Origin of the sequence: Pseudomonas sp. UYIF39 (assembly GCF_029963765.1) — a bacterium.
Lineage (GTDB): Bacteria > Pseudomonadota > Gammaproteobacteria > Pseudomonadales > Pseudomonadaceae > Aquipseudomonas.
The window spans coordinates 57009-78710 of the sequence record NZ_JALBYU010000014.1; the positions used below are offsets into that span (position 1 = coordinate 57009).

General features: G+C 60.2%; 18 protein-coding genes. 7 read left to right on the forward strand and 11 right to left on the reverse strand.

What is annotated here, in order from left to right; genetic code table 11:
- Positions 1-16: 16 nt before the first annotated feature.
- The 5 genes from MO767_RS19145 to MO767_RS19165 form a co-directional block, all read right to left on the reverse strand.
- Positions 17-2446, reverse strand: a complete 2430-nt coding sequence (locus MO767_RS19145; protein ID WP_282481785.1) for a TonB-dependent siderophore receptor — start codon at positions 2444-2446, stop codon at positions 17-19.
- Between the two features lie 116 nt (positions 2447-2562).
- On the reverse strand, positions 2563-3534 hold the full coding sequence (locus MO767_RS19150) for a FecR family protein (protein WP_282481786.1): 972 nt from the start codon (positions 3532-3534) through the stop codon (positions 2563-2565).
- Positions 3531-4049 carry an RNA polymerase sigma factor gene (locus MO767_RS19155; protein WP_282481787.1) on the reverse strand — a complete coding sequence of 173 codons (519 nt, stop codon included), beginning with the start codon at positions 4047-4049 and terminating at the stop codon, positions 3531-3533. Before MO767_RS19155 ends, MO767_RS19150 begins: the two co-directional genes overlap by 4 nt.
- 274 nt (positions 4050-4323) lie before the next feature.
- On the reverse strand, positions 4324-5031 hold the full coding sequence (locus MO767_RS19160; protein ID WP_282481788.1) for a 3'-5' exonuclease: 708 nt from the start codon (positions 5029-5031) through the stop codon (positions 4324-4326).
- Positions 5028-6968, reverse strand: coding sequence for a putative nucleotidyltransferase substrate binding domain-containing protein (locus MO767_RS19165; RefSeq protein WP_282481789.1), 1941 nt, complete (start codon positions 6966-6968; stop codon positions 5028-5030). Before MO767_RS19165 ends, MO767_RS19160 begins: the two co-directional genes overlap by 4 nt.
- A 255-nt stretch (positions 6969-7223) precedes the next feature.
- On the opposite strand from MO767_RS19165, the gene MO767_RS19170 reads away from it, so the two are divergent.
- Positions 7224-7670: a response regulator gene (locus MO767_RS19170; protein ID WP_282481790.1), complete on the forward strand. Its 447-nt coding sequence runs from the start codon at positions 7224-7226 to the stop codon at positions 7668-7670.
- A 71-nt stretch (positions 7671-7741) separates the two neighbouring features.
- Here MO767_RS19170 and MO767_RS19175 read toward each other — a convergent pair whose 3' ends face one another.
- Positions 7742-9919, reverse strand: coding sequence for a malate synthase G (locus MO767_RS19175; RefSeq protein WP_282481791.1), 2178 nt, complete (start codon positions 9917-9919; stop codon positions 7742-7744).
- A gap of 477 nt (positions 9920-10396) precedes the next feature.
- Here MO767_RS19175 and MO767_RS19180 point away from each other — a divergent pair, with 477 nt between their 5' ends.
- Entirely contained in the window at positions 10397-10915 is a 519-nt protein-coding gene (locus MO767_RS19180) for a glycine cleavage system protein R (RefSeq protein ID WP_007947710.1), read from the forward strand.
- Positions 10916-11130: 215 nt separating this feature from the next.
- Here the strand turns inward: MO767_RS19180 and rarD are convergent, their stop codons facing one another.
- From rarD to MO767_RS19205, 5 genes are all read right to left on the reverse strand, one after another.
- Complete coding sequence (gene rarD, locus MO767_RS19185; RefSeq protein WP_282481792.1) at positions 11131-12018, reverse strand: EamA family transporter RarD; 888 nt, start codon at positions 12016-12018, stop codon at positions 11131-11133.
- A gap of 161 nt (positions 12019-12179) precedes the next feature.
- Positions 12180-13154, reverse strand: a complete 975-nt coding sequence (locus tag MO767_RS19190; protein WP_282481793.1) for a serine/threonine protein kinase — start codon at positions 13152-13154, stop codon at positions 12180-12182.
- Between the two features lie 206 nt (positions 13155-13360).
- Entirely contained in the window at positions 13361-15256 is a 1896-nt protein-coding gene (locus MO767_RS19195; RefSeq protein WP_282481794.1) for a PhoX family phosphatase, read from the reverse strand.
- Between the two features lie 58 nt (positions 15257-15314).
- Complete coding sequence (locus tag MO767_RS19200) at positions 15315-16079, reverse strand: TOBE domain-containing protein (protein WP_282481795.1); 765 nt, start codon at positions 16077-16079, stop codon at positions 15315-15317.
- A 63-nt stretch (positions 16080-16142) separates the two neighbouring features.
- Positions 16143-16883, reverse strand: a complete 741-nt coding sequence (locus MO767_RS19205) for a ComF family protein (protein WP_282481796.1) — start codon at positions 16881-16883, stop codon at positions 16143-16145.
- A gap of 92 nt (positions 16884-16975) precedes the next feature.
- Between MO767_RS19205 and bioB the strand changes: the two genes are divergently transcribed.
- The 5 genes from bioB (at position 16976) to bioD (ending at position 21583) form a co-directional block, all read left to right on the forward strand.
- The gene (gene bioB, locus MO767_RS19210; protein ID WP_129440595.1) at positions 16976-18031 is read left to right on the forward strand and encodes a biotin synthase BioB; all 1056 of its coding nucleotides are present in this window, start codon (positions 16976-16978) and stop codon (positions 18029-18031) included.
- Positions 18032-18198: 167 nt separating this feature from the next.
- Complete coding sequence (gene bioF / locus MO767_RS19215) at positions 18199-19377, forward strand: 8-amino-7-oxononanoate synthase (protein WP_282481797.1); 1179 nt, start codon at positions 18199-18201, stop codon at positions 19375-19377.
- Complete coding sequence (locus MO767_RS19220) at positions 19370-20101, forward strand: alpha/beta fold hydrolase (RefSeq protein ID WP_282481798.1); 732 nt, start codon at positions 19370-19372, stop codon at positions 20099-20101. Before bioF ends, MO767_RS19220 begins: the two co-directional genes overlap by 8 nt.
- On the forward strand, positions 20094-20906 hold the full coding sequence (gene bioC, locus MO767_RS19225) for a malonyl-ACP O-methyltransferase BioC (RefSeq protein ID WP_282481799.1): 813 nt from the start codon (positions 20094-20096) through the stop codon (positions 20904-20906). Before MO767_RS19220 ends, bioC begins: the two co-directional genes overlap by 8 nt.
- Positions 20903-21583, forward strand: coding sequence for a dethiobiotin synthase (gene bioD, locus MO767_RS19230; protein WP_282481800.1), 681 nt, complete (start codon positions 20903-20905; stop codon positions 21581-21583). The genes bioC and bioD overlap by 4 nt, the downstream gene beginning before the upstream one ends.
- The last annotated feature ends 119 nt before the right edge of the window (positions 21584-21702 follow it).

A 21702-nucleotide genomic window follows, 5' to 3' on the forward strand; every position in this document is an offset into this window, starting at 1 on the left:
GTGTCAGGTCAGGCCATTACCACGTGTAAGTGGCACTGGCGACGACGCTGCGTTGATCGCCGTAGTAGCAGTAGAAACTGTCGCACGTGGAGATGTAGTCCTTGTCGAACAGGTTGGTGGCGTTCAGTGCAAGGGAGGCGCCTTTGAGGCTGTTGTCCAGACGGCCCAGGTCGTAATGAACCGCGGCGTCGAACACGGTGTAGGCGTCAGCCTTGCCGAGCGAGGTATTGCCTTGGTCGCCGTAGGTGTTGCCGGTGTAGCGAGCGCCGGCGCCGATGCCGAAACCGTCCAACACGCCGTTGTGCCAGGTGTAATCGGCCCACAGCGAAGCCTGCTGGTTAGGCATCAGTTGCAGGCGATTGCCTTTGAAATCGCCTTTCTGCACGTCGGATTTGGCCAGGGTGTAAGCGGCGATGACTTTGAGGTTCTCGGTGACGTCGGAGACGGCTTCCAGTTCCAGACCTTTGACTTTCACTTCACCGGTCTGGTTGGTGATCGAAACGTTGTTCGCGTTGGTCGTGGTGACGGAGACGTTTTTCTGGGTCAGGTCGTAGACCGCAGCGGTCAGCAGGGTGCTACTGCCAGGCGGTTGGTACTTGATGCCCAGTTCCCACTGTTCGCCTTCAGTCGGTTTGAACGAATCGGTCGGCGATGCCGTGGCGTTGCTGGTCGGCTGGAACGACTCGGCGTAGGACAGATAAGGCACGAAGCCCGAGTCGAACACGTAGCTGATCGCCGCGTTGCCGCTGAAGTTCTTGTCGCGCTCGGTGTTGGTGGCATCGCCCTTGTTGAAGAACCTGGTGCCGGTGTGGACCCAGTCTTCACGACCACCCAACGTCAGACGCCATTGGTCGAGGGCCATCTGGTCCTGGACATACAGTCCGGTCTGGTAAGTCTTCTGGTCGTAGTCATAAAACGCCGCCGAACGCGGCGGACGAACGATGGGCTGGCCATAGATCGGGTTGTTGACGTTGGTGGTCAGACCGTCACCGAAGATCGAGGTGTAGTGGGTGTTGGTGCGCTGGTGATCGAGGCCGATCAGCAGGGTGTGGTGGATGTCGCCGGTGGCGAAGTCGCCCTGGAAGTTGTTGTCCACGGCGAACTGGCTGATGTCCTCGTCGACACTGGTACTCGAGCGGCCAACGTTGCCTTCGGCATCGACCTGGGTGAACGGGTAGGCGCCGGGGGTGAGGGCCTGGAAGGACAGGTCCGATTTGGTGTAGCGCAGGTTCTGCTTGAACTGCCAGACATCATTCAAGCGATGTTCAAAGGCGTAGCCCAGCGCGTAGTAGGTGCGGTCGTAGAATTCCCAGTCAGGGTCGCCGAGGTTTTTGTGATGGGAAATCTTGCCGAGCGGCGAATGAATCCTGGTGCCTTGCACCGGCAGGAACTGGCTGGTGATGCCGGTATCGTCGCGGGTGAATTGCGTCAGCAGGGTGAACCGGGTGTCTTCGTCGAGGTTCCAGGTCAGGCCCGGCGCGATGTTGTAGCGCTTGTTGTCGACGTGGTCGATCTGCGTGCCGCTGTCGCGTACCACACCGCTCAAACCGTAGAGGAACTGGCCTTCGTCGTCGATCTTGCCGGTGCTGGCGAAGTTGATCTGGCGATGGTTGTCACTGCCGTATTGCACTTGGATTTCATTGTTCGACTCGGCGCTGGGGCGACGGCTGACCATGTCCAGCAAGCCGCCTGGCGGGGTCTGGCCGTAAACCGACGAGGCCGGGCCGCGCAGCAGGGCGAGGCGATCGAGGTTCCAGGTTTCCTGTTTCGGGTTGGCGTACACGCCTTTTGGCAGGGGCAGGCCATCGAGGAATTGCGTTGGTTCGAAACCCCGTACGCGCAACCAGTCGGCACGGGTGTCGCTGCCGTAACTGCTGGCGACGATGCCGGGCATGTAGCGCACGGCGTCATCGAGGCTATGCACATTGCGGTCGTCCATTTGCTCGCGGGTGGCGATCGAAATCGAGCGCGGTACTTCGACCAGCGCGGTATCGGTCTTGGTGCCGGCGGCGGTGCGGGTCGCCAGGTAACCTTGTACCGGTCCCCAGGCACTTTCGGTGTTTTCCACACCAATGACGGCGGTTTCCGGCAGGGCCATCACGCCTTCAGGCACGGCCACCAGGCTATAAGTGCCAGCGTTGCTCTGTTCCAGTTGCAGACCGGTGCCGCGCAAGGCTTCGCGCAGGGCGCCGGCTGCGTCGAACTGGCCTTTGACCGGGGCCGAGGTCTTGCCCGCTGCCAGTGAAGGATTCAACGACAGCGCCAGGCCGGCCTGGCTGGCGATCTGGTTCAGGATGCTGGTCAAGGGCGCGGCCGGCAGGTTGTAGGCGCGAACGCTGGACGCCTGTTCAGCGGCGATCAGTTGACCGCTGGCCAGTGGGGCGCAAAGGGCAATGGCAATCGCCAGCAAACTGGGGCGCAACAAGGTGTCTAGCGAACGGGACATACAGCGGCTCCTGAATGGAAATATTTCTCAATTGCCTAGGTGCCGAACGAGAATTCAAAAGTGATAGGGCTGATTGGAAATAATTTCGATTCAGTAAGTGATCGTTTGTGGCGCGATCACTTGATCTCATTCTTCGCCGCTACCGTCACCCACCACGGCGTGTGCTGTTCGATTTGCACCGGCAGGGTTGGCAGCAGGGCGCTCAGGGCCAGATCGGTGTCGTGCAGGGGGAAGCTGCCGGTGATTCGCAGGTTGGCGATTTCTGGCGCAACGCCAAGATACCCGCGTCGATACCGACCGAGTTCATGGACCAGGTCTTCCAGCCGTGTGTTGTCCACCACCAGCATGCCGCGGGTCCAGGCATCGGCGCCGAGGTTGAGCGCGACGATCGGCCCCAGGCCATTGCTGCGCATCAGGACTTGCTGGCCTTCACGCAGAATCTGCTCTTCAGGACTCGACTCGGGGTGGGCCGCCACCGCCGATTTCAGCACGCTCAGGCGCGTACCTTCTTCTTCGCGCTTGACCAGGAACCTTGTCCCCAACGCGCGCAGGCTGCCTTCGCGGGTTTCGACGATAAACGGCCGGGCGTCGCCATGGCCGGTTTCGACGAGTATTTCCCCTTCCTGGAGGATGATCCGCCGTTGTTTTTCATCGAAACGCACATCCACGGCACTGTGGGTGTTGAGGTTGATCAGCGTGCCGTCGGTCAGGCGCAGGGTGCGTTGCTCACCGGTGGCGGTGCGTTGGTCGGCCAGCCAATAGTCGATCGGCAGATAACGATCACCGGCGAACAACGCCAGCCCGATCACCGCAACGATACTGGCCACGCCGCTGCCGAGTTTGCGCACGCGCCGGCGAATGCTTTCGCGCGATTGCAGTAACGCGGTGCGGGCCGGGCCGTTGGCAACGCTGAAGCGCTGGTCGAGCATGCCCAGTTGGCGCCAGGCCCGCGCATGTTCTTCGTGGGCGGCGTGCCATTTGGCGAACTCTTCACGATCCACCGGGTTGCCGGAGTCCAGGGACAACTGCCAGGCAATCGCGGCATCCAGCACCTGCGCCGAGACGGGTTTGGAGCTGACCGGACTCATACCGGCTCACCGTACAACGCGATGTAGCACTGACGAATGCCTTGGGCCAGATACTGACGCACCCGCGGTACTGACACACCCAGGCGCTCGGCGATTTCGGCGTGGCCGAGGCCGTCGAGACGGTTATAGAGAAACGCTGCCCGGGCCTTGCTTGAGAGCTGGCCGAGCAGGCGGTCGATGGCTTTGAGGTCTTCGAGGATCAGTTGCTGTTCCTCCACCGACGGTTGTTCACCTGCGGGGATCAGCATCAGTTCAGTGAGGTAGGCCTGTTCCAGCGCGGCGCGGCGGAAATAGTCGAACAGCAGCCCCTTGGCAATCGCCACCAGAAACGCGCGCGGTTCGCGCGGCTCCTTGAGTTCTTCACGACCCAGCAAACGCACGAAAGTGTCCTGGCTCAGGTCTTCGGCCCGTTGCGGACAGGCCACATTGCGTCGCAGCCAGGCCAATAGCCAACCGCGATGGTCGCGATACAACGCACCAACGAGCTCACTTTGAGGGCTTTGGACTGACGACACGCAGCATCACCGATTGGGAAGTATTAACTAACGAGAATTGTTCGCGATTGTGGCAGAGGTGGGGGAGGTAAGCAATTGGCGCTGGTCGGGTGGGGGAAACCAGATTTTGACCCGCACGGCACCTTGTAGCAGCTGCCGAAGGCTGCGTTCGGCTGCGCAGCAGTCGTAAAATCAGTCACCGCGGTGCATCAGGTGAACCTCGCGGGCAGGGTTGACGACTGCTTCGCAGCCGAACGCAGCCTTCGGCAGCTGCTACAAAGAATTGCGGTGGCTGTTAGAAAGAAGGCGCTCGCTGCCGCCGCTTCCACTGATTCATCCGCTGCTGCAGATTCAACGGGCTATGAATCTGCAACTGCTGCGCCCGGCTGAACAGAATCAACGCCAGCTCAGCGGTGGCCAACGCATCGGCACTGGCATTGTGGCGTTCGAACACTTCCAGTTTGAACCAGTCGATCCACTGATCCAGCCCGGCATCGCGAATGTGCGCCTGAGGGCAAAGCAGCGGCGCGATATCGGCCACATCCAGAAATGGATGCTGCAGCTTGTAACCCAGATGGTCTTTCAAGGCGCGCCCGAGCATGTGTTGATCGAAAGGCGCATGAAATGCCAGCACCGGGCTGTCGCCGACGAACTCCATGAATTCGACCAGGGCCTGAGCCGGATCGCTGCCCGCGGCAATCGCACTCGGCCCCAGACCATGGATCAACACGCTGGGCGCCAACTTCATGTCGGCGCATTGCAACGTGCGTTCGAACTGCTGGCTGAAGTCGATGGCCCCGTCCTCGATCACCACCGCGCCAATGGACAACACTCGATCCCTGTTCAGGTTCAGTCCGGTCGTTTCCAGGTCGAGCACCACCCAGCGCTGTTCGCGCAGGCTGCATTCGCTGAGTTCTGCGGCCGAGGGCAAGCGTTGCAGACGTTGTTGGAGTTCGCCGGGAAGGCTCGGACCTGCCGGGCGCAGCCATGAAAACAGGCTCATAGCTGATACCGCAGGGCCAGGCTGCTTTGCAGGCGTTGTGCCTGGCGCAGGGATTCACGCAGGATCCGTCGATCCAGATGATTGAGGCTGTCGGGGTCGACCCGGTTGGAGTAGGGCAGATTCTCCCGGGTCTGTAGCTGATGTTGCTGCATGCGGGTTTGCTGGATGAAGTGATAGGCCTCTTCGTACGCGGCACCGTCCAGCCGTTCAATCACTTCTTTGTCCACCAGTTGGCGAAAGCGCTCCAGCGTGTTGTTCGCGTCGACCCCATGGGCCAACGCGAGCAGTCGTGCACCGTCGACAAACGGCGTAAGCCCCTGGACTTTCAAATCCAGGGTGGCTTTCTCGCCATTCTTGCGAGCCAGTACGAACTCACGGAAACGTCCTACGGGCGGACGGTTGCGCAGGGCGTTCTCGGCCATCATCCGTTGGAACAGTCGGTTGTCATTCACTTGATCGAGAATGCCCTGACGCAGCTGCTCGCAACCTTGCTCGTCGCCCCAGACCACCCGCAAGTCGAAATAGATGCTCGAACCCAGCAGGTTCTCCGGCGTTGCCTCGCGAATAAAAGCCGCAAAACGTCGTGACCACTCGGCCCGGGACAGACATAGCTCAGGGTTGCCGGCCATGATGTTGCCCTTGCACAGGGTGAAACCGCAGAGCGCCAGGCTCTGGTTGATCTGCTGGGCAATGGGCAGCAATTTGCCGCGAATCTCGGCGGCGTGGGCCGCGTCTCGGGCTTCGAACAGAATGCCGTTGTCCTGATCGGTGTGCAGCGTCTGCTCGCGGCGGCCTTCGCTACCGAAGCACAGCCAGCTGAACGGAATGCCGGGGTCGCCTTTCTCGGCGAGGGTCAGTTCGATCACCCGGCACACGGTGTGGTCGTTGAGCAGGGTGATGATGTGCGTGATCTGGGTTGAAGAGGCGCCGTGGGCCAGCATGCGCTCCACCAGTTGGCCGATCTCGCCGCGCATCGCGACCAGATTCTCCACCTTCTTGGCGCTGCGGATAGTGCGCGCCAGATGCACCAGATCGACCCGTTGCAGGGAAAACAGATCACGTTCCGAAACCACGCCACACAGGCGATGATCCTTCACCAGGCAGACGTGGGCGATGTGCCGCTCGGTCATGGCAATCGCCGCATCGAAGGCGCTGTGGTCCGGCGACAGGTAAAACGGCGCCTGGGTCATGTGGCGCTCGATGGCTTCGTTGAAATCGTTAGTGCCGCCGGCCACCACGTGGCGCAGGTCGCGCAGGGTGAAAATCCCCAGCGGCGCTTTATGTTCGTCGACCACCACAATGCTGCCGACCTGCTGCTCATGCATCAGGGTCACGGCTTCACGCAGTGGAGTGGTCGGGCTGCAGGTCACCGGATGACGCATGGCCAATTCGCCCAGGCGGGTATTGAGCGAGTACTGGGTGCCGAGGGTTTCCACGGCTTTTTGCTGGACTTGCTGGTTGACCTGATCCAACAGGCTGCTCACGCCGCGTAGGGCAAAGTCGCGAAACGCGTTGGAAAGCGCGAACAGTTTGATGAACGCCAGCTTGTTCAGCTGTAGGCAAAAGGTGTCTTCGGAGGCCAGATGTTCGGTACGCGTCGCGCGCTCACCCAACAGCGCGGCGAGGGGGAAACACTCACCGGTGGTGATTTCGAAAGTGGTTTCGGTACCGCCCTTGGCCGTATGGGGACGCTCACCCACGACCCGGCCTTGCTTGACGATGTAGAAATGCTCAACCGGGCCGTCGGCGGGCTTGAGGATGCTCTCGCCGGGCGCATAAAAACGCAGCTGGCACTGCTCGACGAGGTACGCCAGGTGGGCGTGTTCCATTTGATTGAAGGGCGGGAAACGCTGAAGGAATTGCAACGTGCCCTGGATGTTCTGCAACACCGCGGTTTTCCCTGCCTGTGTGAAGGCGTCCTCTTTACTCATAACCATTACCGCAGTCGTTTTTTTGAATTGTTGTTGTCGGATGACTGAGCCATGGTCGGCCCCTGCGCGCGGGGTGCCCATTGGACGTAAGTCTAGGTAGGCAGTGAAGCTGTCGGTATTTGGGAAATGTCTGACGCAGCTGTGGGAAAAACCTCCTACATTGGCTATAGGAAACTTTTCCGACAAAGTGCACATTGAAGGCCTGCTTAGCGATGTCTGACGGATGTGCTAGGGAATAGAAATGAAAACGTAGAGTAAGTCATGTCCGACCACGATATTTTGAGTGACGCCGAGCGCAAGGCGCTGAGTGACGTCATGCTGGAACCTGATCTGCCGCCGCAGCGGGTGCTGATCGTCGACGACGATAAAGACGCGCGCGAGTTGCTGTCGGAGATTCTGGCCCTGGACGGAGTGCGCTGCATGACTGCCGCCAGTGGCGAAACGGCACTCAAGATGTTGGAGACGACGCCATCGATTGGCCTGGTGATCACCGATCTGCGGATGGGAAATGTCGATGGTCTGGACCTGATTCGTCAGGTTCGTGAGTCGGTTCGGGCGGCGATGCCGATCATCATTGTTTCCGGTGACGCTGACGTGGAAGATGCGATCGCTGCGATGCACTTGAGCGTGGTCGACTTTCTGCTCAAGCCTGTCGATACCGGCAAGCTGTTGGCGCTGGTCAAACATGAATTGGGAATGGATGTGTAGGTACCGATTTGTAACAAAAAAGCCCTGATCTTTCGATCAGGGCTTTTTTGTTGTCCGGCGTCAGCGCTTAGTTACAGGCCATTGGCAGCCTTGAACTCGCGGCGACGACGGTGCAGAACCGGCTCGGTGTAGCCGTTCGGCTGTTTGGTGCCTTCAACCACCAGTTCAACCGCCGCCTGGAAGGCGATGTTGCTGTCGAAGTCAGGTGCCAGCGGACGATACAGCGGGTCATTGGCGTTCTGACGGTCCACCACTGGCGCCATGCGCTTGAGGCTTTCCATGACCTGATCTTCGGTGACGATGCCGTGACGCAGCCAGTTGGCGATGTGCTGGCTGGAAATGCGCAGCGTCGCACGGTCTTCCATCAGGCCGACGTCATTGATGTCCGGGACTTTCGAACAACCCACGCCCTGGTCGATCCAGCGCACCACGTAACCGAGAATGCCCTGGGCGTTGTTGTCCAGTTCGTTCTTGATCTGCTCTGCGGTCCAGTCTGGATTGACGGCCAACGGGATGGTCAGGATGTCGTCCACCGAAGCGCGTGCACGTTTGGCCAGTTCGGCCTGACGGGCGAACACGTCGACCTTGTGGTAATGCAGCGCGTGCAGCGCGGCGGCGGTCGGCGATGGAACCCAGGCGGTGTTGGCGCCGGCCATCGGGTGAGCGATTTTCTGTTCCAGCATCGCGGCCATCAGGTCGGGCATGGCCCACATGCCTTTACCGATCTGCGCGCGGCCTTGCAGGCCGGTACTCAAACCGATATCGACGTTCCAGTTCTCGTAGGCGCCGATCCACTTCTCAGCCTTCATGTCCGCCTTGCGCACCATCGGGCCGGCTTCCATGGAGGTGTGGATTTCGTCACCGGTACGGTCGAGGAAACCGGTGTTGATGAACACTACACGCTCGCTGGCGGCCTTGATGCAGGCCTTGAGGTTGACCGTGGTACGGCGCTCCTCGTCCATGATCCCGACTTTCAGCGTGTTACGTGACAAGCCGAGTACTTCTTCGATGCGACCGAACAGCTCGTTGGTGAACGCCGCTTCTTCCGGGCCATGCATCTTCGGCTTCACGATGTAGACCGAGCCAGTGCGGCTGTTCTTGCGCGAGTTGTTGCCGTTGAGGCTGTGGATGGCCGCGAGGCTGGTGACCAGACCGTCGAGGATGCCTTCCGGCACTTCGTTGCCATCCTTATCGAGGATCGCGTCGATGGTCATCAGATGACCGACGTTGCGCACGAACAGCAGCGAACGACCATGCAGACTCAGTTCTTTACCATCGACACCGGTATAAGTGCGGTCGGCATTCATGGTGCGGGTAAAGGTCTGACCGCCCTTGGAGACTTCTTCCGACAGATCGCCCTTCATCAGGCCGAGCCAGTTGCGGTAGATCACCACTTTGTCATCAGCATCGACGGCGGCGACGGAGTCTTCGCAGTCCATGATGGTGGTCAGCGCGGCTTCCATCAGGATGTCTTTGAGGCCGGCAGCATCGGTCTGGCCGACCGGGGTGCTGGCATCGACCTGGATTTCGAAGTGCAGGCCGTTGTTTTTCAGCAGGATCGCGGTCGGTGCGACTGCATCGCCGTGGAAACCGATCAGCTGTGCATCGTTGCGCAGGCCGGTATTGCTGCCGCCTTTAAGGGCGACCACCAGTTTGCCGTCAACGATCTTGTAGCCGGTGGAATCGACGTGAGTGCCGGCAGCCAATGGCGCCGCTTCGTCGAGGAAGGCACGGGCGAAGGCGATGACCTTGTCGCCGCGAACCTTGTTGTAGCCTTTGCCTTTTTCCGCGCCGCCAGCTTCGCTGATGGCGTCGGTGCCGTAGAGCGCGTCATACAGCGAACCCCAACGGGCGTTCGAGGCATTGAGCGCGAAACGGGCGTTCATCACCGGAACCACAAGCTGTGGACCGGCCATGCGGGCGATTTCGTCATCGACGTTTTGCGTCGTTGCCTGGAAATCGGCCGCTTCTGGCAGCAGATAACCGATGTCTTGCAAGAAGGCTTTATAAGCCACGGCGTCGTGTGGTTGACCGGCACGGGATTGGTGCCAGCCGTCGATACGAGCCTGGAAATCATCGCGTTTGGCGAGTAGGGCTTTGTTCTTCGGCGCCAGGTCATGAATGACCTTGTCGGCACCGGCCCAGAACTTATCGGCGGTGAGGCCGGTACCGGGAATGGCTTCGTTGTTCACGAAGTCGAACAGGACTTTGGCGACCTGCAGGCCACCGACTTGAACGTGTTCAGTCATTGCTTGCCTCACTCTGCTCAGCTATTTCGCTTTTCAGCTCTTCAATTTAACAATGAAGCCTCTGGCATTTAAACCACAAACCTTTTGACCAGTACATGCCATTGCGGGCGGCTGGGTTATGACCAATCAACGGCGTTGAGGCCTTGCTGACGGGGCTTTCAGGGTTGTGGCTGCACCTGCGGCAGACATCGATCCAACGTTATGTAGTGCGCGCTGCGGCATACTACATGATGAATTGCGCTTGTGAAAATTAGACTAATTACGTCGATCTGCGACGCCATGACGCATTGCGGTCACGTCGGGGTACGGGATGTTCTCAAAAAACTATTAGATTGTTCCAGTTAAATATAAAAACTTGTACACATAATCTTCATTGCCCTGCTATGGGGCTTTGGTTTTCTGAGACGCCGAGCCGATTCCCGGCCCTTGCCTATACTTGCTTTTCTATAACAAAAGTCATGACAAGAGGGCTGCGCCATGGACCACCTCGTACTCACTGTTTTCGCTCCGGACAAGCCTGGGCAGGTCGAGCGCATTGCCCAATGCATCGCCGAGCACGGCGGCAACTGGCTGGAGAGCCGCATGTCGCGCATGGCCGGGCAGTTCGCCGGGATTCTTCGGGTGGGCGTGCCAGCAGAGGCCTACGATGAATTGGTGGATGCCCTACAAGCGTTGTCCGCCCATGGCATTCGCGTGCTGATCGCCGAAAGCGGCATCGAGCAATCCTGCACCTGGAAACCGATTGCCATGGAATTGGTGGGCAATGATCGCCCGGGGATCGTACGCGACATCACCCGTCTGCTAAGTGAGCAGGGGGTGAACCTGGAGCGTCTGGTGACCGAAGTACGTCCGGCGCCGATGAGCAGTGAGCCTTTGTTCCACGCTGAAGCGATTCTGGCAGTACCGCTGACGTTGTCCCTGGACGTGCTGCAATCGCGCCTGGAAACCCTGGCGGATGATTTGATGGTCGAATTGGTGCTGCGCAGTGAACCCTGAACAGGTTATCCAAGTTATACGTGCACCTGCCTGTGGATAACCTGTAGAGACAGCCCGCCAGGCCACGTCGGCCGGGGGTCTTCAGGATTTGATCAAAAAACCAGCAGTTTCAGGGACTTGCGCACAAACGCCGGGGATCACGTTGTGGATAACCTTGGGAAGGATTGATGCAGGCCACGGAGGACGTGGCTTGTAGAGGTTTGTACGTTTTCTGATCAGCGTCGGCGACGCAGGCTGATCACCGCATCGACGCTGTAAACCGCGAGGCCGGCCCAGATAAAGATGAACGCCACCAAAGTGCTGGACGACAGGTGTTCACCAAACAGCAGCACGGCTTGCAGCAGCACCAATGTCGGCGCCAGGTACTGGAGAAAGCCCAGCGTGGTGTAGGGCAAATGCCGTGCAGCCGCGTTGAAACATACCAGCGGCACCAGCGTCACCGGACCGGCCGCTACCAGCCACCAGGCTTGGGATGTGGTCCAGAACTCGGGCTGCGCACTGGCGGCTGTCTGATTGAACAGCAACCACGCGACGGCAATCGGCACCAGCATCCAGGTTTCCACCACCAGACCCGGCAGCGCCTTGACCGGTGCCTGCTTGCGGATCAATCCGTAGAAACCGAAGGTCAGCGCCAGCACCAACGACACCCACGGCAGACTGCCGACTTGCCAGACCTGCTGCGCGACGCCGGCCGTCGCCAGGCCAACCGCCAGCCATTGCATGCGCCGCAGTCGCTCGCCAAGGATCAGCATGCCCAACAGCACGTTCACCAGCGGGTTGATGTAGTAACCGAGACTGGCTTCGAGCATGCGGCCGTTATTCACTGACCAAACGTAAGTCAGCCAGTTGGCCGCGATCAGCGTGCCGCTGAGGGCCAGGATCGCCAGGCGTTTCGGGTTATCACGCAATTCGCGCCACCAGCCCGGATGTTTCCACACCATCAGCAGCAAGGCGCCGAACAACGCGGACCAGAGCACTCGGTGGATGATGATCTCCACGGCGGGCACGCTGGCGATGGCTTTGAAGTAGAGCGGGAAAAGTCCCCAGATGATGTAGGCACTCAGGCCCAGGATGTACCCGCGACGCGGGTTGGCGGCTTGCATGCAGAATCCTTGCTTAGGCAGCTAACAAAGGGGGATTGTAAGTCGGTTGTATAGACATGCCGCTTCGGAAAAGCAAAAGATCGCAGCCTTCGGCAGCTCCTACAGGGGGGAGGTGTGCGCCAGTAGGAGCTGCCGAAGTCTGCGATCTTTTGATCTTGAATCTAAAAAAGCTTCAAAGGCTCTTCATTCAATGCCGACAACTGCTCACGCAACGCCAACACCTGATCGCCCCAATACCGTTCACTGCCGAACCACGGAAAACTGTGCGGGAACGCCGGGTCGTCCCAGCGGCGGGCGAGCCAGGCGCTGTAGTGCATCAGGCGCAAGGCGCGCAGCGGTTCGATCAACGCCAGCTCCCGCGGATCGAAGTCGTGAAATTCGTTGTAGCCGTCCATCAATTCCGACAGCTGACCGAGGCATTCCTGACGATCACCGGCCAGCATCATCCAGATGTCCTGCACCGCCGGGCCCATGCGGCAGTCGTCGAGGTCGACGATGTGGAACATCTCGTCGCGGCACATCATGTTGCCGGGGTGGCAATCGCCGTGCATGCGGATGTTCTGGTGCGGCGTGGCCTTGTAGACCTCTTCGACCCGCTTGAGCAGGTCGCGGGCCACGGACTCGTAGGCCGGCAACAGGCTTTTCGGGATGAAGTTGCCTTCGAGCAAGGTGTTAAGCGAATCGTGACCGAAGTTCTTCACACCCAGCGCTTCACGGTGTTCGAACGGCTTGGTCGCGCCGACCGCATGCAGGCGCCCGAGCAATTGGCCGAGGCGATACAACTGATCAAGATTGCCCGGCTCCGGCGCGCGGCCACCACGGCGGGGGAACAGGGTAAAACGGAAGCCAGCGTGTTCGTGCAGGCTGGCACCGTTGTGAATCATCGGCGCGACCACCGGCACGTCGCACTCGGCGAGTTCGAAGGTGAATTGGTGTTCTTCGAGAATCGCTTCATTGGTCCAGCGCTGCGGACGGTAGAACTTGGCGATCAGCGGCTCGGAGTCTTCGATACCGACCTGATAGACACGGTTCTCGTAGCTGTTGAGCGCCAGAATGCGCGCGTCGCTGAGAAAACCGATGCTTTCGACGGCATCGAGCACGAGGTCTGGGGTGAGGGTTGCAAACGGGTGGGCCATGCTGACTCCTGCGCGCAGCAGGCTGCCGCGTCCGGCCAAGCATGGTAGCGCAGACGGGGTGTCTTTAGTGGTTGGGCTTGAGTCGCGTGTTGTTTTGGCTGACGCCATCGCGGGCAAGCCCGTTCCCACAGGGATCTGCTTTGTGCCACAGATAGCGTGCATCACGCAGACCGTGTGGGAGCGGGCTTGCCCGCGATGAGGCCTTATCAGGCGCCGACGATCCCACCGTCCTCACGGGAAATCGCCATCACCGAAGACCGTGGTTTGCCATTGGGCAGATGCTCAGGGAACGTCGACCCACCGTTCTCTCCCGGATGCTGAATCCCGACAAACAAGGTCTTCTGATCCGGCGAGAAGCTGATCCCTGTCACCTCGCAGCCCACTGGCCCGACCATGAAGCGGCGGATCTCCCCGGTGACCGGATCAGCGCAGAGCATCTGATTGTTGCCCATGCCCGCGAAATCACCGGCATTGCTCGAATCGCCATCGGTGAGAATCCACAACCGCCCAGCCATGTCGAAACCCAAGCCGTCCGGGCTGTTGAACATGTTCTGCGGCGTGATGTTCGATGAGCCGCCCTTAGGCGTACCAGCGTGAACACCCGGGTTGCCCGCGACCACAAACAGATCCCAGGCAAAGCTTTTCGAGCCGTGATCGTCACGGTCGGTGCGCCAGCGCAGAATCTGCCCATAAACGTTTTTCTCGCGCGGGTTCGGCCCGCCCACCGGTTGCCCGTCCTCGCCACGCTTGGCGTTGTTGGTCAGCGTGCAATAGACCTGGCCATCCTTGGGGCTGACGACGATCCATTCCGGACGGTCCATGCGCGTGGCTTTCACCACGCTGGCCGCGAGGCGGGCGTGAATCAACACTTCGGCCTGATCGGAGAAACCGCTGCTGGCGTCGATGCCGTTTTTGCCGTGGGTCAGTTCGATCCACTCACCCTGGCCTTTTGGGTGATCGGCATTGCCATCGCCCGCATCGAAGCGCGCCACGTACAAAGTGCCGTGGTCCAGCAGGTCGCGATTGGCCTTGGGGGTTTTGTGGTTGATCTTGTCGCGGCTGACGAATTTGTAGATGAACTCGCCGCGCTCATCGTCGCCCATGTACACCACGGCGTGACCGTCACTGGTTTCGGCCAGGGCGGCGTTTTCATGTTTGAAGCGACCCAGGGCGGTGCGTTTGACCGGCGTCGACTGCGGATCGAACGGGTCGATTTCCACCACCCAGCCGTGACGGTTGAGTTCGTTGGGGTTTTTCGCCAGGTCGAAGCGCTCGTCGTGTGGGTGCCAGTTGATCTCTTTGCTGGCCGCCACCGCGCCGTAGCGTTTCTGCGCTGCGTCGAACTTTTGTTCGGCATTGCTGCTGCCGAAGCAGTCGGTGAAGTTTTCTTCGCAGGTCAGGTACGTGCCCCACGGCGTCTTGCCGTTGGCGCAGTTCTGGAAGGTGCCGAGGACATTTTTGCCGTGCGGGTCAGCACTGGTTATCAGCAGCGCGTGGCCGGCGGCCGGGCCGCTCAGGCTGATCGGCGCGTTGCCGTGAATGCGCCGGTTGTAGCGCGAGCCCTGGACGAAATGCCACTGGCCGTTCTTGCGCTGCACCTCGATCACCGACACGCCTTCGCAGGCCAAGGCCTTGCGCACCTCTTCGGCCGACTGCGGCATGCCGCCGTGGGGGTAGAGGTAGCGATAGTTGGTGTACTCGTTGTTGATCGCCATCAGCGCCCGGTTTTTATCATCGGGAAACTCGAAGAGGCTCATGCCGTCGTTGTTGTCGCCGAACTGGACTTCCTGATGCTCGGCCGTGCCGTTGCCACTCGGGTCGAACACCGGGCCGTTCTTCAGCAGGGGTTGGCCCCAACTGATCAATACCGAAGATTTATAGCCTGGCGGTAGAGTAATGGCGTCGCTGGTGGCGGCGGGAATACTGTCAAAACCCAACAGTTTGCTGGAGCCGGCGCTGGCAGCCAGCACGCTGCGGCTCAGCAGGTTGCCGCCCATGAACATCGCTGCACCGCAAAGGGCGCCTGCGCTGATGAAACCTCGACGGCTGAGGCCGACCATTTTCTCGAGGTCGGTGGATTGGTTGTCTTCTAATAGGCTCACATCAGGCTCCCTGCGGGTTTTTGCAGTCACCTTAATGAGCGTTAATGACACTTGTGTTTCAAAGCGGTGTACCGAGCAAAACGTTGGATGGCGCGAACTGCACCCGCACCGGTTTATCGGTGGCCAGACCGAGGGTTTTCAAGTGCAGCGGTTCGGCCAGAGCACAGAGTGTCTGGCCGTTGGGCAGGCCGATGCGCACTTCGCTGGGGCCGTCCTTGGCGTCGAGAATTTCTTCGATGATGCCCTTCAGGCAGTTATTGCCGGGTGTTGCCACTTGATCGATGCCCAGCAACTCCAGCCAACCGGCCTTTATCAGCGCCACCACTTCGGTGCCGGTTTCCAGCTCCAGACGCAGGGTGCTGTCGTGAGTGATCTGCGCATCGATGCTCAAGCCTTCGGCCAGTTCAAGGCGAATCCGGTCGTTGTGCCCTTGGTTTTCAATTGCCACGACCTTGCCATGCAGTTGATTGCGGGCGCTGGTTCTGAGCATCAGTCGGCCGAGCAGGTCCAGGTCGCTGGCATCTTCGGCGGCTTCCAGCACCTGGGCCTGCAAGGCTTGCAGCTTTTGATACAGGCGCAATACGCGCTGGCCTTCGCTGGAGAGTTTGGCGCCACCGCCGCCCTTGCCGCCGACACTGCGCTCCACCAACGGTTTTTGTGCGAGGTTGTTCAGCTCGTCGATGGCGTCCCAGGCCGCTTTGTAACTCAGGCCCGCGCTTTTCGCGGCGCGGGTGATCGAGCCCTGTTCGGCGATGTGTTGCAGCAACGCGATGCGCTGCGGACGACGGACAATGTGCTGCGACAACAACGTAGGCAAGGACATGGCTAGACGCTTTGGGCTGTGGCGATGGGAAGGACGTTGGCGGGTTGGGGCTCGGGAGTCAAGTCAGGGCGCATCGCCGGGTTTGGGTGTGCGGGCCAGGCAATAGACGTCGACACGTGCGGCGCCGGCGTCCATCAGCAGTCGAGCCAGGGCTTGCGCCGTGGCGCCGGTGGTCAGTACGTCATCCACTAGCGCCAGGTGACGACCGTTGATGAATGCATCGGGTGCCAGAGCGAAGGCGTTGCGCAGGTTCTTTTTGCGGGCCTCGGCATTCAGGTCCTGTTGGGCGCTGGTGTCCTGAATTCTCAGCAACAGCGTTTCATCGCACGGAATGTCGAGGCTGGTGCTGAGCCAGCGGGCGAGCATCGCGGCCTGGTTGAAGCCCCGTTTACGCAGTCGTTTTGAGGCCAGTGGAACCGGGATGAGCGCGTCGGGTCGATTCAGGTCTTCATCGAAGCGATGTTGGAGGAACTGAGCGAGAAGTTCGGCGAGCAGGCGACCAAACGGCCACTTCGCAGAGTGTTTGAAGCGCGTGATCAACGTGTCCACCGGAAAGCTGTAAGTCCAGGGCGTAGCGACCCGTTCAAAGGCTGGCGGTTGTTTCAGGCATTGGCCGCAGGTCAGACCAGCGGTGGGCAACGGCAGAGCGCAGGTTTGGCATTGATCGCCCAGCCAGGGCAACTCCGTTTCGCAGGCCCCGCAGATGGGCGTGCATTCATCGGCGGGTTCTGAGCAGAGCAAACAGAGCTGGTCGTTTTTTAACCAGATGTAAACCGGTCCTTCGTATCGTGGTTGACAGCGCATGAGTCTTCCTTAAATATGCCGAACATCCGTGTCGCGTCTGTGGGTATTCCATTCCCCAGTCGCTTGCCAAGCATAAAACAAAGGAAACGCCCATGAGCGCCAGCACCACTGCAACCCTGCGTCATGACTGGTCTTTGGCCGAAGTCAAAGCACTCTTCGTCCAGCCATTCAACGACCTGTTGTTTCAGGCGCAGACGGTGCACCGCGCGCATTTCGACGCCAATCGGGTCCAGGTGTCGACACTGCTGTCGATCAAAACCGGTGCCTGCCCGGAAGATTGCAAATATTGTCCGCAGTCCGGTCACTACAACACCGGCCTGGAAAAAGAAAAGCTGATGGAAGTGCAGAAGGTCCTCGAAGAGGCCGCTCGCGCCAAGGCCATCGGTTCGACCCGTTTCTGCATGGGCGCGGCGTGGAAACATCCGTCGGCCAAAGACATGCCTTACGTGCTGGAAATGGTCAAAGGCGTGAAAGCCATGGGCCTGGAAACCTGCATGACCCTCGGTCGCCTTGATCAGGACCAGACCGTCGCTCTGGCTGACGCCGGCCTCGACTACTACAACCACAACCTGGATACCTCGCCTGAGTTCTACGGCAGCATCATCACCACGCGCACTTACAGCGAGCGCCTGCAAACGCTGGCCTACGTGCGTGAGTCCGGGATGAAGATCTGCTCCGGCGGCATTCTCGGCATGGGCGAGTCGCTTGATGACCGTGCCAACCTGCTGATCCAGCTGGCCAACCTGCCGGAACACCCAGAGTCGGTGCCAATCAACATGTTGGTGAAAGTCGCCGGTACACCGCTGGAAAATGCTGACGATATCGACCCGTTCGACTTCATCCGCATGCTGGCTGTGGCCCGTATCCTGATGCCGCAATCCCACGTGCGCCTGTCCGCCGGCCGCGAAGCGATGAACGAGCAGATGCAGGCCCTGGCGTTCTTCGCCGGTGCCAACTCGATTTTCTACGGCGACAAACTGCTGACCACCGCCAACCCACAGGCCGACAAGGACATGCAACTGTTCGGGCGCTTGGGGATTCTGCCGGAAGCGCGCGAAGAGCACGCTGACGAAGTCCACCAGGCAGCGATCGAACAAGCGCTAGTTGAGCAGAAGAGCAGCGAGCAGTTTTATAACGCTGCCGTCTGAAGCCTCCACCGATTCCTCTGAAGGAATGCAAAACACTGTGGGAGCGAGCTTGCTCGCGATGAGGCCATGACATCCATCATCTATGTTGAATGTTGAATTGCTATCGCGAGCAAGCTCGCTCCCACAGGTACTGCGATCGCTATTGAATTCTGATCCACGAGGCCTGCATGTCTTTCGATCTCGCCGCACGCCTTGCTACCCGTCGTGCCGAAAATCTCTATCGCCAACGCCCATTGCTCGAAAGCCCCCAAGGCCCGGAAGTGGTGGTCGATGGTCAGCCGTTGCTGGCGTTCTGTAACAACGACTACCTGGGCCTGGCCAATCACCCGCAAGTGATCGAAGCCTGGCGCGCCGGTGCGACCCGTTGGGGCGTCGGCGGCGGGGCGTCGCATTTGGTGATCGGCCACAGCAGTCCGCATCACGCGCTGGAAGAGGCCTTGGCCGAATTCACCGGTCGCCCGCGCGCGCTGTTGTTCACCACCGGCTACATGGCCAACCTCGGCGCGGTCACCGCGCTGGTAGGCCAGGGCGATACGGTGCTGGAAGACCGGCTCAATCACGCGTCCCTGCTGGATGCCGGTCTGTTGTCCGGAGCGCGCTTCAATCGCTACCTGCACAACGACGCGGCGAGTCTGGCCAAGCGTCTTGAGAAGGCGACCGGCAATACCCTGGTGGTCACCGACGGCGTGTTCAGCATGGACGGCGATATTGCTGACCTGCCGGCGTTGGCTCGGGAGGCGAAAGCCAAAGGCGCCTGGTTGATGGTCGATGACGCTCACGGCTTTGGTCCGCTGGGGGCCAATGGCGGGGGGATCGTCGAGCATTTCGGCCTGAGCCAGGAGGATGTGCCGGTATTGGTCGGCACCCTCGGTAAGGCTTTCGGTACGGCGGGGGCTTTTGTGGCTGGCAGTGAAGAGCTGATCGAGAGCCTGATCCAGTTCGCCCGTCCCTACATTTACACCACCAGCCAGCCGCCGGCGCTGGCCTGTGCGACGCTGAAAAGCCTTGAGTTGCTGCGCACTGAGCACTGGCGACGTGAGCATCTGAAAACGCTGATCCGCCAGTTCCGCCACGGTGCCGAGCAAATTGGCCTGGAGTTGATGGACAGCTTCACGCCGATCCAGCCGATCATGATCGGCGATGCCGGGCGCGCGGTTCGACTGTCGCAGATGCTGCGTGAACGCGGTTTGATGGTGACTGCGATCCGCCCGCCGACCGTGCCCGCCGGCAGCGCCCGACTGCGTGTGACCCTGACCGCTGCGCACAGCGAGGCGCAGGTGCAGCTATTGTTAAATGGACTGGCCGATTGTTTTCAACAACTGGGACCGGAGCCAAGCCATGCGTGATCGTCTGATTCTGCTGCCCGGCTGGGGCCTCGGAATTTCTCCGCTGGAGCCTTTGGCGGCGGCGTTACAAGGGCTGGATGAACACTTGCGGGTCGAAATCGAACCGTTGCCGGAACTGGAATCGAGCGATCTTGATGATTGGCTCGATGAGCTGGATTCGACAGTGCCTCAGGACGCCTGGCTCGGCGGCTGGTCGCTGGGCGGCATGCTCGCTTCAGCGTTGGCGGCCCGGCGCGGCGATCGCTGCTGCGGCTTGCTGACGCTGGCGAGCAATCCTTCTTTTGTCGCTCATGAGCAATGGCCAAGCGCGATGCCTGCCGAAACCTTCGATGCGTTTCTGGCCGGCTGCAAGGCTGATCCTCGCATGACGTTGAAACGTTTCTCGCTGCTCTGCGCTCAGGGTGCCGAAGACCCGCGCGGGTTGTCCCGGCTATTGCTCGGTGGCGCGCCACACACTTCGGCAGAGGTGCTGATGAGCGGCCTGGAGTTGCTCGCACAACTGGATACCCGCCAGGCTTTGCAGGCGTTCCGCGGGCCGCAACTGCACTTGTTTGCAGGCCTCGATGGACTGGTTCCAGCCGAAGCGGCGGGCGACCTGCTGACATTGCTGCCGGATGTTGAAATCGGTCTGATCGAGCAGGCCAGTCACGCGTTTCTTCTGGAAGACCCTCACGGTGTGGCGGGGGCGATTCAGGCCTTTTTGCATGAGTCCGGTGATGACTGATTTATCTCTTCCGAACCTGCCCGGCGGTTTGCCCGACAAACGCCAGGTGGCGGCATCTTTTTCCCGGGCGGCGGCAAGCTACGACAGCGTGGCCGAATTGCAGCGTGACGTTGGCAGTGAATTGTCGAGTCGCTTACCAGAGGACTTCGTTCCAGGTGTCTGGCTGGATCTGGGCTGCGGCACCGGGCATTTCAGCCGTGCATTGGGCGAACGTTTTCCTGCAAGTCACGGATTGGCATTGGACATCGCCGAAGGCATGCTCAATCACGCCCGGCCGTTGGGTGGCGCAACGCATTTCATCGCTGGCGATGCCGAGCGGTTACCGTTGCAGGATTCGACCTGCGATCTGATCTTCTCCAGCCTGGCGGTGCAGTGGTGTGCGGACTTTGCCTCGGTGCTCAGTGAGGCGCATCGGGTGTTGAAACCGGGCGGGATTTTCGCGTTTGCTAGTCTATGCGTGGGCACGTTGTTTGAGCTGCGTGACAGCTGGCGACAGGTGGATGGCATGGTGCACGTCAACCGCTTCCGCGAGTTCGGGGTTTATCAACAGCTTTGCGCGGGCAGTGGGTTGAGAATCGCGAGTCTGGAAACCCGACCGCACGTGTTGCATTACCCGGATGTGCGCAGCCTGACCCATGAACTCAAGGCACTGGGTGCCCACAACTTGAACCCCGGTCGGCCGGGTGGTTTGACCGGAAGGACGCGGATCCTCGGTTTGATCGAGGCTTATGAGCAGTTTCGTCAGGCCGAAGGATTGCCGGCGACTTATCAAGTGGTCTACGCCGTGTTGGAGAAACCCTTATGAGCGCAGCCTATTTCATCACCGGCACTGACACCGATGTCGGCAAGACCACCATTGCCGCGGGTTTACTGTATGCCGCGCGGTCGGCCGGTTTAAGCACGGCGGCGGGCAAACCGGTCGCCTCCGGTTGCGATGTGACGCCCAAGGGCTTGCGCAACGCCGATGCGTTGGCGTTGCTGGCGGAGTGCTCGGTGCCTTTGACTTATGCACAGGTCAACCCTATGGCGTTCGAACCGCCGATCGCACCGCATCTGGCAGCGCGGGAGGCCGGCGTGGCACTGACGGTGCAATCACTGTTGACGCCCATGCAGGAAATTCTCGATATGCAAGCGGACTTCACCTTGATCGAAGGTGCTGGAGGCTGGCGAGTGCCTTTGGCGGATCAGGACAATCTGTCGGACCTGGCGATGGCGCTGGATCTGCCGGTGATCCTGGTGGTGGGTGTGCGCCTGGGTTGCATCAACCATGCGCTGCTGACGGCCGAGGCGATTGCTCAGGACGGTTTGCAACTGGCGGGGTGGGTGGCCAACATCATCGATGCGAAGACTTCTCGTCTGGAAGAAAACCTCGCGACACTCGCTGAGCGGATTCCGGCACCGTGCCTGGGGCGAGTGCCGAAACTCAAGTCGGTGACGGCTGAAGCGGTGGCGGAGCATCTGCAACTGGATCTTCTGGACTGAGTTTTCTGGCAGGGGTTTTAACTATGACGAGGCACTGTGCCATTAGTGTTTTTGTCGGGCCTTTTGTCAGTGGGTCTGTTTCAATGGCCGCTGTTGATCCTTTATAGGACGAGTTCTCC